General features: G+C 42.2%; 12 protein-coding genes. 9 read left to right on the top strand and 3 right to left on the bottom strand.

Annotated features, from left to right (window positions below; translation table 11 throughout):
• The first annotated feature begins 14 nt into the window (after window positions 1-14).
• Both C2M25_RS17445 and C2M25_RS17440 read left to right on the top strand, forming a co-directional pair.
• A complete protein-coding gene (locus C2M25_RS17445; protein WP_105181711.1) occupies window positions 15-1,448 on the top strand; it encodes a coniferyl aldehyde dehydrogenase in 1,434 nt (477 codons plus the stop codon).
• A 25-nt stretch (window positions 1,449-1,473) separates the two neighbouring features.
• Window positions 1,474-3,207, top strand: a complete 1,734-nt coding sequence (locus C2M25_RS17440; RefSeq protein ID WP_105181710.1) for a GMC family oxidoreductase — start codon at window positions 1,474-1,476, stop codon at window positions 3,205-3,207.
• A 27-nt stretch (window positions 3,208-3,234) separates the two neighbouring features.
• Here the strand turns inward: C2M25_RS17440 and C2M25_RS17435 are convergent, their stop codons facing one another.
• Window positions 3,235-3,663 carry an organic hydroperoxide resistance protein gene (locus C2M25_RS17435; RefSeq protein ID WP_063704391.1) on the bottom strand — a complete coding sequence of 143 codons (429 nt, stop codon included), beginning with the start codon at window positions 3,661-3,663 and terminating at the stop codon, window positions 3,235-3,237.
• Window positions 3,664-3,786: 123 nt separating this feature from the next.
• Between C2M25_RS17435 and C2M25_RS17430 the strand changes: the two genes are divergently transcribed.
• The 6 genes from C2M25_RS17430 (at window position 3,787) to C2M25_RS17405 (ending at window position 9,971) form a co-directional block, all read left to right on the top strand.
• The gene (locus tag C2M25_RS17430; RefSeq protein WP_105181709.1) at window positions 3,787-4,218 is read left to right on the top strand and encodes a MarR family winged helix-turn-helix transcriptional regulator; all 432 of its coding nucleotides are present in this window, start codon (window positions 3,787-3,789) and stop codon (window positions 4,216-4,218) included.
• A 255-nt stretch (window positions 4,219-4,473) separates the two neighbouring features.
• On the top strand, window positions 4,474-5,487 hold the full coding sequence (locus tag C2M25_RS17425; protein WP_105181708.1) for a zinc-binding alcohol dehydrogenase family protein: 1,014 nt from the start codon (window positions 4,474-4,476) through the stop codon (window positions 5,485-5,487).
• Window positions 5,488-6,048: 561 nt separating this feature from the next.
• The gene (locus tag C2M25_RS17420) at window positions 6,049-6,279 is read left to right on the top strand and encodes a helix-turn-helix domain-containing protein (protein WP_054562555.1); all 231 of its coding nucleotides are present in this window, start codon (window positions 6,049-6,051) and stop codon (window positions 6,277-6,279) included.
• Between the two features lie 48 nt (window positions 6,280-6,327).
• A complete protein-coding gene (gene astB / locus C2M25_RS17415) occupies window positions 6,328-7,671 on the top strand; it encodes an N-succinylarginine dihydrolase (protein WP_105181707.1) in 1,344 nt (447 codons plus the stop codon).
• Window positions 7,672-7,674: 3 nt separating this feature from the next.
• Window positions 7,675-8,184, top strand: a complete 510-nt coding sequence (locus tag C2M25_RS17410) for a GNAT family N-acetyltransferase (RefSeq protein WP_063704383.1) — start codon at window positions 7,675-7,677, stop codon at window positions 8,182-8,184.
• Window positions 8,185-8,282: 98 nt separating this feature from the next.
• The gene (locus C2M25_RS17405) at window positions 8,283-9,971 is read left to right on the top strand and encodes a methyl-accepting chemotaxis protein (RefSeq protein ID WP_063704381.1); all 1,689 of its coding nucleotides are present in this window, start codon (window positions 8,283-8,285) and stop codon (window positions 9,969-9,971) included.
• Between the two features lie 37 nt (window positions 9,972-10,008).
• Here the strand turns inward: C2M25_RS17405 and C2M25_RS17400 are convergent, their stop codons facing one another.
• Entirely contained in the window at window positions 10,009-10,449 is a 441-nt protein-coding gene (locus tag C2M25_RS17400) for a hypothetical protein (protein WP_063704378.1), read from the bottom strand.
• Between the two features lie 228 nt (window positions 10,450-10,677).
• On the opposite strand from C2M25_RS17400, the gene C2M25_RS17390 reads away from it, so the two are divergent.
• Entirely contained in the window at window positions 10,678-11,676 is a 999-nt protein-coding gene (locus C2M25_RS17390) for a DUF4382 domain-containing protein (protein WP_063704372.1), read from the top strand.
• A gap of 51 nt (window positions 11,677-11,727) precedes the next feature.
• Here the strand turns inward: C2M25_RS17390 and C2M25_RS22260 are convergent, their stop codons facing one another.
• Entirely contained in the window at window positions 11,728-13,044 is a 1,317-nt protein-coding gene (locus tag C2M25_RS22260; protein WP_063704512.1) for a methyl-accepting chemotaxis protein, read from the bottom strand.
• Between the last annotated feature and the right edge of the window lie 57 nt (window positions 13,045-13,101).

Raw genomic sequence — 13,101 nt, 5'->3', positions numbered from 1 at the left:
AACAGAACATACAGATGAACATTGCCACTAAACCAGTAAGCATCGATAGCATTTTAATGGCCGACTTAGTCGCGCAGCGCAGCCATGCCAAAGCAGCAGGTATTGAAAACTACCAGCAAAGACGTGAACACTTACTTGCGTTAAAAGCCATGATTACTGAGAACCAAGCACGTATTATCGAGGCCATTAATCAAGACTATGGGAATCGCTCTCGCCATGAAACCTTACTTGCCGAAATCATTAATGCCTGTGCAGATATCAATAGCACGTTAAAGCACCTTAAAAAGTGGATGAAAGTGCAAAAGCGACATGTTGATCACCGTATGTATTTAGGGGCAAAGAACCGAGTTATTCCCCAGCCGCTTGGTGTTGTAGGGTTAATTGTGCCGTGGAATTTCCCGATAAACTTAGCCTTTAGTCAATTAGCCGCAGCATTTGCAGCAGGTAATAAGGCGATGGTTAAAATGTCTGAAAACTCACGGCATTTAAGCGCGCTTTTAGGCGAGCTAGTGGGCAATTATTTTAAGCCCGAAAAGCTGCAATTTTACTGTGAGACTGGTGAAGTAGGCATCGCCTTTTCAAAGCTTCCCTTTGATCATTTAATGTTCACAGGCTCAGGTGAAACCGGCAAAAAAGTGATGGCTGCAGCGGCGCAAAACCTAACGCCTGTAACCCTTGAGTTAGGAGGTAAATCTCCTGCTGTGATTGCTACTGATTACCCGATGCAAAAAGCTGTTGAGCGCATCATGTATGTAAAGCAAATGAACGCTGGGCAAATTTGTACCAATGTTGATTATGTATTTGTGCATCAGTCTCAACTTGCGCTGTTTATCGATACAGCCACACGCTGGGCAAAAAAGCATGTACCAGATATTCATAGCCAAGATTACACAGCCATTATTGATGACCGCGCATTTAAACGCCTTACAACCTGTATTGAAGAAGCCAAACAACTCGGCGCTGACGTTATTACTCTCAGCGATCAAGTTGCAGATGCCAACACGCGAAAACTGCCACTGACATTAATTTTAAACAGCAATGACAGTATGAGCATTGATACCCGCGAGACATTTGGACCTATTTTAATGGTAAAAACCTATCAAGACTCGCAGCAAGTCGTTGATTATATTGCAGGGCGAGATAGGCCTTTAGCGTTTTACCCGTTTAGCTACAACAAACAGCTTATTAACTTTTATATTGAGCAGGTGATGTCGGGGGGTGTAAGCGTTAACGATGCCCTGTTTCATGTTGGTCAGCACGACTTACCTTTTGGTGGCGTAGGTGCCAGTGGTATGGGGCATTACCATGGCTATGAAGGCTTTTTAACCTTTTCAAAATTACGCCCGGTGTTTTATCAAGCCAAGTTTTCGAGCGTGAAATTTTTAATGCCGCCTTACGGCAGATTTGCCGATAAGCTTTTAGCCTTTTTAAGTAAATTAAATTCATAATAATAAACACCAACAGGTGATAATAATGCAGCAACACACATTTGATTTTGACCAAATTATTATAGGCTCTGGTTTTGGCGGCTCTGTGAGTGCGCTTCGCCTAAGCGAAAAAGGCAACCGAGTTTTAGTACTCGAAAAAGGCCTACGCCGCGACGATAAAGAATTTCCAAAGACCAACCTAGATATCAAAAATTATATGTGGCAGCCAGAAATTGGCCTTAAAGGCTGCATTCAATTTTCGTTTACCAGTAAAGTCACTGTGCTGCATGGTGTGGGTGTGGGTGGTGGCTCACAAATTTATGCCAATGTGCACCTTATTCCTGATGATGAAGTGTTTCAATCTCCAGCGTGGACACGCATAAAATCAGACTGGAAAGAAAGCCTAATGCCCTACTATGGCCTTGCACAACGCATGTTAGGCAGTGCCAAAAATACCTATACCAATGTTGCCGATCACACACTAAAAGAGATTGCAGAGCAGATGGGGCAAGGTGACTCGTTCAAAACCGTGAATACCGGGGTGCTTTTTGCAAAACCCGGCGAAGCCTATAACAAAGAGCTACCCGACCCATACTTTAATGGCGATGGTCCAAGACGAAATACCTGCCATTACTGTGGTAGCTGCATGATTGGTTGTCGCCATAATGCCAAAAACACCTTAATGAAAAACTATCTGTACTTTGCCGAGCGCAATGGCGTAGAGATAAGACCCAGCTCTGAAGTAATCAAAATCACCCCGCTCAATGCAGATGGCAGCGCCGGATACAAAATTAAGATTAAAGATACCAGTCATCGCAACAGCCATATTTATACGCTAACAACACGTGGCGTTGTGCTAAGCGCAGGGGTCATGGGCACCGTGCCTTTGCTTTTAAAAATGCGCGATAAAGACAAAACATTGCCCAATATTTCAGCTTGGCTAGGTCAGCAAATTCGCACTAATTCAGAAACCCTCACCACCGCGAATAACACCACTAAAAAAGTTGATGATGGCGTTGCGATCAGCTCATTTATTTCGGTCGACAAAGACACCAATATTGAAATTTGCCGGTTTAGAGAAGGCGCCGATGGCACATGGCTTTATTTACCTTACGTTCCTATGGTGACTGGAAAAGGCCTCAAGCGTATTGCTAAGTTTTTAGTTAATACACTGCGCCATCCAATAAAAACAGCCAAAGTCTTGCGACCAAAAGGAAAAGCCCGCAGCTCAATTCTCTTTTTGGTGATGCAAAAATCCGAGGCGTTTATTCACCTTGAATGGCGACGTAAATGGTATCGATTATTTAAAAACGGCATTACTGCGGTGCAAAAAGACAATGACACGCCGCTTAGTGTTAGTTTTCCAAAAGCAGAAGAAGCAACCAAACTCTACGCCGAAAAACTCGGTGGCGTGCCGGGGTCTGCCTTATCTGAAGTGCTCTTTGGTGCCCCGATGACGGCGCATATAATGAGTGGAGTCGCCATGGGGACTGATGCTTCTAACGGCGTAGTTGATAGCTCAGGAGAAGTGTTCGGCTATCAAAACTTGCGTGTTATTGACGGCTCAATCATACCGGGTAATTTAGGGGTAAACCCATCATTAACCATTACCGCATTGTCTGAATACGCGATGAGCCAAGTACCGGTATTCGATGCAGCCCGAGCAAGCAAGATAAAGCCAATACAATTTAGTGAACCACGCGAAGGCCTAGTATCAGCGCTGACTGGTTCAGGTGATTTAGCAAAATCGATTGCTGAAAAACAAAAAAGCCGTGCATAAAGCACGGCCTATTTTGATAAATAGCGATTAGATCACTGATAATTCGACAGCAATGTTACCACGCGTTGCGTTTGAGTATGGGCATACTTCGTGCGCTTTATTAACCAGTGCAAGAGCGGTGTCTTTATCAAGATCACCCACAGATACCGCAAGCTTAACAGCGATACCAAAACCACCTTCGATAGGACCAATAGATACTTCAGAGTTAATGTGAGTATCTGCAGGTAATTTAATTTTTGCCTGGCCAGCCACTAACTTTAATGCGCCGATAAAACAAGCCGCGTAACCTGCTGCAAATAACTGCTCAGGGTTTGTACCTTGACCATCATCACCACCTAGCCCTTTTGGTGTTGATAGTGCCACATCTAAACGACCATCATCTGATTTTGCTGTACCTTCACGGCCACCTGTTGCTGTTGCTTTTGCTGTGTATGCGATACTTTGTAGTTCTTTCATGATTACTCTCCTAATTGAGTGAAAATATATTTTGCATGCAAAATATATTAGATCAGCTTTTTCGGGATTGCAAATACTTTGTATGCAAATTAAAATGCACGTATTGAATTTTGAGGATCGAGCATGAAATACCCACAACTAAAATTAGATAACCAGCTATGCCACCGCTTATATATGGCATCGAATGGGATTGCCCGTGCGTATCGAGACTCTCTCAACCAATTAGATTTAACCTACCCGCAATACGTAGTGATGATGGCGCTGTGGGAAAAAGATCAGATCAGCATTGCTGAATTACTTGAAAAAACCGCCATTGATGGCGGTGCGATGACGCAAATTTTGAAAAAAATGAGCGATAAAGCATTGTTATCGATCGCCAAAGATAGCCAAGATAAACGCAAACGACTCGTGCAGCTCGAAGCCAAAGGCAAGGCGATGCAAGATCAAGCTGCCGATATACCGTCGCAAATTCGTTGTCGCTTCCCAAGCATTAACGAACAACAAGCACTGCAACTGATTGAATTACTCGATTTAGTAAATAGTGACCTTAATTAACAAAAGTTATTTGAAAGTGAATTTGGATAATACCAGCTTGCTTAATAAAGTGGGCTTTTTGAGGCAAGAAAACCTCGTTGATAACAAGGCAAAAATTTCGTTATTTAGTTGTTCTAAATGAGAAATTTTTAACGCTGGTAGCGACAGGTTTGCTCCCTCAAAATGATTACGTATTATTGCGAGCTGGTATCTAAACCCTTTTTAATATAATTCTATACGCTATAGTGTTCAAAACTCATCAATACGGACACCATCATGAAAGCATTTGGATACACTACAGCAACCCCAACGTTGTCGGACTCATCATTACAAGCGATTGAATTACCTGATCCCGTTGCGACAGGTCACGACATTCTTGTCGCCGTAGAAGCAATTTCAGTAAACCCCGTTGATACTAAAATTCGCGCTAATGTGTCACCAGACACTGGCTACAAAGTTATTGGCTGGGATGCAGTGGGGACGGTTAAAGCTGTTGGCGACAAGGTTTCGTTATTTAATGTCGGTGATCGTGTGTTTTATGCTGGCGACTTAACGCGCCAAGGCAGTAATGCTGAGCTGCAACTTGTTGATGAACGCATTGTCGGTCTTGCACCAACAAGCCTGAGTAATAGTGAAGCAGCCGCCTTGCCATTAACCAGTATTACTGCGTGGGAGTTATTGTTTGACCGTTTACAGATTGAAAAATCTAAAAACAATAAGCCAGCCTCTGTATTAGTGATAGGTGCCGCAGGTGGTGTAGGCTCAATTTTAGTGCAGCTTGCCAAACAGCTTACCAATTTAACAGTTGTTGGTACCGCCGCACGAGAAGAAAGCGCCAACTGGCTTAAAGACTTAGGTGTTGATCATGTGCTTGATCATAGCAAAAACCTTAACGAGCAACGTCTTGCGGCCGACCTGAGTGAATTTGATTACGCAGTGAGCTTAACGCACACCGACCAACATCTTGATAGCATTATGGAAGTGATCAAGCCACAAGGTAAATTGGCACTGATCGACGACCCTGCAAGCTTTGATATTTTAAAGTTAAAGCGTAAAAGTATTTCGCTGCATTGGGAGTTTATGTATACCCGCTCAATGTTCCAAACCGAGGATATGATTGCCCAGCATCAGCTTCTTTCAGAGCTCGCGACCTTAGTTGATAACGGCACAATCAAAACAACATTGGGTGAACATTTAGGTAAGATAAACGTAGCAAACCTTGTTAAAGCCCATGGGATTTTAGAATCTCATCAAGCTCGCGGAAAGCTTGTGTTGGAAGGGTTTGAGTAACGAGGAATAAGTTGCGAGTTGCGAGGGGAAAGTTAGCGAGATTAAAGCTACGAGAGGAAAGTTAGCGAGAGTAAAGTTTCGAGAGTAAAGTTTCGAGAAGCGAGGTGCGAGCATGTAGCAGCGATTTTACATAGCGTTTTATTCTCGTATCGCCCCTACCTCACCAATATCGCGGCATAAAGCCGGGGCTACGAAAAACGAGATACGAGGTGCGAGCATGTAGCAGCGATTTTACATTGCGTTTTATTCTCGTATTTCCTCACTCAACAATAATAACACGCATCATTAAAGTGCATTACAGCACTTACCTTTCACTATTTTAGTGCCTGATTTTAAGGAAGCCCTAACCATCAAACATTAACCGATTGATTTTTAATGCATTTAAATTTAATAAAGGTTTGGCACAGATCTTCCAATAGTGAGTATGAACTGGCACTAACAAGGAGACTAACGTGACTAACTTCTTTCACACTCTTTATCTACTTTGGCGATTAGACATCAGCACATGGCATATGCATGAAGCAAACGATCCGCATAATGTTGCTGATTTGGAGCGTCGCTATGTTAAATAATGACCCCGCATTTATTGAAGCGCTTAAAAAAATTTCGGTTCACCAACTGACAATCACCGAAGCGTCTGAGCAGTACGACATTCCTAAGCGTGTGTTATACAAAGCCGCACGACAGCAACAAGTTAAACAGAACAAACAAAAAGCGTATTTAATTGCCACTCAGAAGCGCCTTCAACAAAGTCTACGTAATGTAGAAATGGAGTTAGCTAGCTTCAGCTAAATAACTTCTGTATGGTTAAAATACACGCACAATAATGATGGATTAAGTATGCACGCAGTAGAAGTAAACTTTGATGGCTTAGTGGGGCCTACTCACAATTACGCGGGATTATCGTATGGCAATGTCGCTTCACTAAGTCACGCCTCTTCGCATTCGAACCCCAAAGAGGCCGTGCTACAAGGCCTTGAAAAAATGAAGGCAATGCACGAGTTAGGGCTAGAACAAGGTATTTTTGCACCCCATGCTCGCCCCGACATTAACGTGCTAAAGCGTTTAGGCTTTACAGGCAGCGATAGCCAGATTATTGAAAAAGCATTTAAAGCCGACCCTGTTTTACTGCGAGCTTGTTACAGTGCATCGGCCATGTGGACAGCCAATGCTGGCACTATCTCGCCTTCAGTCGATACGCTTGATGGCAAAGTGCACTTTACGGCTGCTAACTTAAATAACAAATTTCACCGCTCGCTAGAGCCCGTTACAACTACGGCTTTATTAAAAGCCATGTTTAACGATGAACGTTACTTTAGCCATCATACGCACTTACCTGATCAAGGTTTTTTTGGTGATGAAGGCGCCGCAAATCATAATCGATTATGCGACAGCCACGCAGATACAGGGCTTGAGATCTTTGTTTATGGGGCAAGTAGCTTTAATAGCGCCTTACCAAAACCCGTTAAATTTCCTGCAAGACAATCTCTTGAAGCTTCGCAAGCAATTGCCCGTCTACATCAGCTAAAACCAGAAAATCAGTTATTTATTCAACAAAACCCTGATGTGATAGACCAAGGTGTATTCCATAACGATGTAATCGCTGTGGCCAATGGCAATGTACTTTTATGCCACGAACAAGCGTTTTTGCATCAAGCTGATACGCTAAAACAGATTAAACAAGCTTACCTAGGCAACAAGCCGCTACATATTATTGAAGTGCCAACCAATAAAGTGAGCATTACAGATGCTGTAGGCAGCTATTTATTTAATAGCCAATTAATTACCTTAAGTGATGACAGCATGATGCTGGTTGCACCTAAAGAATGTCAGCGTAATCAAGCTGTTCACGATTACATTCAAGAAATGATTTTGGCAGATAACCCAGTTCAGCAAGTGCGCTTTTTTGACTTGCGCCAAAGCATGCAAAATGGCGGTGGCCCTGCTTGTTTGCGCTTGCGTGTTGCACTCAATACTGACGAACTAGCCGCGGTCAATCCGGGTGTACGATTCAGCGAAGAAAAATATACCCAACTAGTGAGTTGGGCGAATAAGCATTACCGTGACTCGTTAAGTAGTGACGACTTTGCCGATCCAATGCTTTTAACCGAAAGCTATCAAGCACTTGATGAGTTAACCAACTTACTTAATTTAGGCTCTGTGTATCCATTTCAACAAGAATAAATAATGAAAATTAAAGCTGTACACTCTATTAAAGGGGTGTCTAAATCTCTCAATAGTTTACTGATTGATAGCGTTGCCAGTGGCGCATCAATCGGCTTTATTGCCCCGCTATCATTACAGTCAGCACATGACTACTGGCAAGGGGTCGATGGCGATTTAGCAACGCCTTACCGTAGGCTTTATCTTGCCCTTGATGGTGATACGGTGATTGGCTCCGTGCAGCTTTCTTTGTGCGCTAAAGCCAATGGCGCTCACCGCGGCGAGGTAGAAAAGCTCATGGTACACAGCGAATATCAAGGCCAAGGAATTGCAAAACAATTGATGAATAGCCTAGAAACCGACGCCCGTATCTTAGGTATTCAGTTATTGGTACTTGATACCCGCCAAGGCGACACTGCTTCATATTTGTATCGAAAACTCGATTACATTGAAGCTGGCACGATTCCTAGGTTTGCGAAAAGTTCCTCCGGTGAATTTGACGCAACGGTGTATTTTTATAAGCAAGTTGCCTAGATCTGCTTTTATAGCCAATTGATATAATCATAAAGTCGACTAATAAAAATCTTTAAACGTACTAAACTAGTACTGCGGATTTTTATTAGGAGCGATAAATGGCGCTATCAATACAGCAACGGGTACTCTTTCTAGCCCTACTTCCCCCCCTACTCATTGCAATAATGCTGACACTCTACAACTATGTGCAATCAAAACACAGTGGTGCACAAACCGTTGAAAGTTTTGCCACACAAATGGAAAACGACCGAAAGGCCGAAGTCAGTAACTATCAAAAAATTGCCATGAGTTCGATTGCTCATCTCATCGCGCAAGATGATGGCTCTAATACTGAACAGCTGCAAAGCCAAGCAAAAAGCATCTTACGTAATTTGCGTTTTAATGATGCTGGTGATACAGGCTATGTGTTTGTATATGATGTAAAAGGTGTCAACATTGCTCATGGCGTTAACGCCTCACTTGAGGGTAAAAACCTTTATGATTTTAAAGATCCTAATGGGGTTTATTTGATACGAGAGCTTATTGATGCTGCGAAGAAAGGCGGTGGCTATGTGCAATATTCTTGGAAAAATACCAATGGCAGTGTGAACCCTAAACTCGGTTATGCCGCTTTACTACCAAAATGGAATTGGGTGCTAGGAACCGGTTTTTGGATCAGTGGCCTTGAGCAACAAGTTGCAGTAACAGAACAACGGGTTAATGAAGGTATCGATAATGCCTTTATAAACACCATTATCGCTTCAGTATTTGCAGTTGCAATTACCGCAGCAATTGCTGTAGTGGTATCGCGCAGTATTACCAGCCCACTGCACACAACCGTACTAGCAATGAACGATATATCACAAGGTGATGGCGATTTAACCCAACGTTTAATGGTGAAACGAGATGATGAACTCGGCAAGCTTGGCAGTTCGTTTAACCGTTTTGCCGATGACGTTGGTAAGATGGTTATTGATATTCGCCAATCATCGCAATCGATGAATCAAGCGTCACACAAACTCAACGAGCTACTTGCCAATATGCATGCAGGTATTAATCGCCAACATGAAGAAAGTGAACAAGTTGCAACCGCAATAAACGAAATGTCGGCGGCATCAATGGAAGTTGCTCGTAGTGCCCAAGAGGCCTCAACCGCTGCTGAGCATGCCGATCATTTAGTCAAACAAGCTAACAACCAATTACTCATAGCCATAAAGGTGATTAATGGCCTTGCCAAACAAGTTGATGAAGGGGCGAATGCGGTCGATCAGCTTAATCAACAATCGAGTCAAATTGGTAGTGTGCTTGATGTGATCAGAAACATTGCCGAGCAAACGAATCTATTGGCACTGAATGCGGCAATTGAATCTGCCCGAGCTGGTGAAGCGGGTCGTGGTTTTGCGGTGGTGGCTGATGAAGTGCGAACTTTAGCAAAACGCACGCAAGATAGTACTCATGAAATAGAGGCTATGATTGAGCAAGTACAGCAAGGAACAACAACTGTAAACAGCATTATGCAATCAATTAAATCAGGCAGTGCAACCAGTGTTAATGAGGCGGGCGAAGTCGAAAAAGCGCTTAATGAAGTGTTGCTTTCGGTTAACACCATCACATCACAAAATGCACAAATTGCCACAGCCGCTGAAGAGCAAACTTCAGTGTCTGAAGCGATTAATCAAAACATGACGACCATTGTCGATATTGCTAACAAAACCGCTAATGATACCGATGTAGCCACATCATACATGCATGAGCTGTCAGACACAGCAACGCAATTAGAACAAAATGTAAGTCGCTATAAAACGTAATATTTAATGCGATTGTTAGGCAGGCGAATACGCCTGCTTAACAAAAATCATTGGTCTTTTGTAAATTCTTTAACCAATCGAACAAATCATTATCGTAGCGCTTTAGACGTTGTTGATGTTTGTCATTAAGGCTATAAAAAGGCGCAATACAAATATACTTCTCGCCCATAATAAGTACTAAGCGCAAACCAAAAAATGAGTAATGGTGAATAAACTGCACTTGTCTTGCATGCATATGACGGCATTGTCCAAATAAATTACGGTAATGCACACCATGGCGACACACCGTTAAATTGCGCTTTGAATTAAAAACAAGTAGCGCTAATAACATCGTAACCGCACAAGCTAAAAAGCTAAAAAGTAAGCTGCTTACTTCTGATGAGCTATTAATAAATCCCACAAATAAGATTACGTTAAATGCACCTAGCAGTGCCAAACTCCTCAACTCAAAGCGCTTTTCTAAATCAATGACCTTCATTTTTGTTCCTAGATTTTTATTTTTTGCGATGGTGTCAGCAAAATGTGGAAGAAAAATGGATTTGCTTAAAAAGCACGCTAAATTTGCATTTATATTTTTTGTGGCTTACAGGTTGTTACATAAAAGGTACAAAGGTGTTAATCAAAACTTATTATTAGCAATTCAAGTTACATTAAGTTTTAGTTATTACACTATTAGTAAATTTTTAGAACACAAAGGGAAGAAATGATGAACTTTAAAACTACATTACTTAGCAGCGCCGTTTTATTTGCACTTGTTGGTTGTGGCTCAGATGACGACAAGAATGATACGGTTGATCCTCAGCCGCAAACTGCACAGTTCACATTAGGTGTGTCTGATGCACCAGTGACAGGTTTAAAAGCTGTTAATGTTGTGTTTGATTCAATCACATTGAAAACCCAAGGTGGTGAAGAGTTCACTTTTGAGACCCGTGAAGATGATGATGAAACCATGCCTGAAATGGTTAACTTATTAGACTACACAGGTGATGATGTATTTTCTTTATTAGAAGATGAAGAAGTACCTGCTGGCGAATATCAATGGATCCGTGCAGATGTTATCAATGGTGACACAAACGATTTAACTATGACTTCGCATGTTGTATACGAAGATGACAGCATTGCACCACTTGTTGTTAAACGTAAAGGCAACGATGGTATCGGTGAAATCCAACTTGATGGTTTTACCCTTAACCAAGCTGGTAACGAGTTTGTTATTGAGTTTGACCTTAAAAAGTCATTAGTTGATCCACAAAATAGTGATGAGATCTTCTTAAAACCACGCGGTGTTCGCTTAGAAAACCTTGCTGAATCTGAAGATATCGAAGGCACTGTGAGCGACGTACTCATCGCGAACTGTGAAACAGATAATATCGATATCGCACTGGAAGATGGTTCATTCGGTCATGCTGTTTACTTATATAGCAGCGATGTTGAAATGCCAATGGACAACTATGAAGTTAACGAAGATGAAACACCATTAGATGCACCTCTTGCAACGGCGGATGTTGTTTTCGATAGCGAAGATAATCAATACGAATTTGAACTTGCGTTCATTCAACCTGGTGATTATCAACTTGCTTATACCTGTGCAGCACATATCGATGACGTAGAAACGCAAGACGAAGCATTTACGCTTTATCAAGTAAAACCAATTACAGTTACATCGGGTGAAGACTTAGACGTGTCTTTCACTGTTTCTGAATAATATTGGAATCAATACCCCATTAAAAAGCCCGCATTGCGGGCTTTTTGTTGTTTATAGTGTATCGTAACGAATAATTACTTCGGATATTTGATCCACCACTTTATCTGCACCGGTTTTAATGTCTTCCATTATCATGCTGACTTCTTCAACATTTTGCTGAGACTCACCAGACAGTGTTTCTATTTCTTCGATAAGAGCCGTCATTTTTGCTGCGATCTCTTGCGTCTTTCCAATAAGGCCTGATATTTCGCTGGTCGACACAGAAGTACGTTGCGATAAATTTCTAACCTCATCGGCAACCACCGCAAAACCGCGACCATGCTCCCCGGCTCTGGCAGCTTCTATCGCTGCATTTAAGGCTAGTAAGTTTGTTTGCTCTGCGATGCTATTAATGGTTGTTACAATTTCACCTATTTGTGATGACTGCTGCGCTAACACATCTGACAGTTCGCGGGTTTGATGAACTTGCTCGCTCACTTTTTTTGATGACTCAACACTGCTTAAAATTCGTTGCTGACCATTTGTCACGACTTGCGAGGTTTCTTCCGACGTGTGTCCGGCATTTTCTGCTGCATGTTTCACTTCTTCGGTGCTGTTCACTCTAGCGGTGACATCAGATGCAAACTTAATGATCTGTGTCACTTTACCCTGTTTATTAAAAATAGGGTTATAGGTTGCCTCTAAATAAAGCGGGCTGCCATCACGTTTTTTACGAGAAAATTGCCCAGAAAAAATGCGCCCGTTCGCCAGCTCTTGCCAAAAGTTGGGGTTCTTTTGATAAAAGTCGTCATAACAAAACATTTTATGATGCTGACCTTGGATTTCAGCGAGACTGTAACCCACAACATTTAAGAAATTATCATTCGCAGAAATAATATGACCATCCGGCGTAAAGCGGATCATTGCAGTGCTTTTATTAACGGCATCATAAATTGCCGACATTTCATCAAGTTTTTCGACTTCTTTGGTTATTTCTGAAGCAAACTTAATTGCACAGCGTACCTTGCCATCATCACCGCGTACCGGAAAATAGGTTGCACGCAGCCAAATGGCTTCGCCTGCCCCATTAACTCGCGAGAAAACCCCATACTTGGCTTGGCCTTTAGCGATATCTTGCCAAAACGTTTGATACTCTTTTGAGCTGCTATATTCAGGCGCACAAAACTTACGATGATGCTGACCAATAATATCGCCAGCTTGCACTTTCATTGTTTTGCAAAACAAATCATTGGCTTCGAGAACAGTTCCATCTGGTGTAAATTCGATATAAGCAATATTTTCTCTGATCCCGGCTAAATATTGCTGACTTCTATCAACATCATGCTGCAACGCATCAATGAGTTGATCTTTATTTTTACTAAACCACATTGAAACACCAGTTATTAAGGTACTTAGCTAAAGTTTAGCCCAGCAGAGCGAGGAATA

This window comes from Pseudoalteromonas sp. T1lg21 (assembly GCF_002964625.1).
Classification (GTDB): domain Bacteria; phylum Pseudomonadota; class Gammaproteobacteria; order Enterobacterales; family Alteromonadaceae; genus Pseudoalteromonas; species Pseudoalteromonas gelatinilytica.
This window is presented reverse-complemented; position numbering and strand designations above follow the sequence as displayed.